The organism is Blautia sp. DFI.6.71 (genome assembly GCF_020593585.1).
GTDB classification, from domain to species: domain Bacteria; phylum Bacillota; class Clostridia; order Lachnospirales; family Lachnospiraceae; genus Blautia_A; species Blautia_A wexlerae.
In genome coordinates this window covers 1-243 of the sequence record NZ_JAJDMJ010000208.1, presented here as the reverse complement: position 1 = coordinate 243, position 243 = coordinate 1, and the positions used below count along the sequence as shown (strand labels likewise).

At 40.3% G+C, this 243-nt stretch carries 1 pseudogene; it reads right to left on the bottom strand.

What is annotated here, in order from left to right:
* Positions 1-243 (bottom strand): annotated as a pseudogene (locus tag LJE12_RS20950) (Archaeal ATPase); the annotation flags it as partial.

The window sequence follows — 243 nt, the reverse complement described above, 5'->3', positions numbered from 1 at the left end:
TCTCGGAAACTGCAATTTCCTGAATCATTGGATGCAGAGAAATAGTATGCCGGAGACTTGACTGTACAAAACCTGTCTCGATCAGATCATTCACGTCATTTAAAGTAGGCAGCTCCAGCCATTTGGAAAATATACGGGCAGAAATACCAGATGAAGGCATAAAACACATATTGCACATAATATCCTGCTGTTTCCGTGATAAGGAGTATAACGAAAACAGGGTATGGATATGGTTGTAATAGG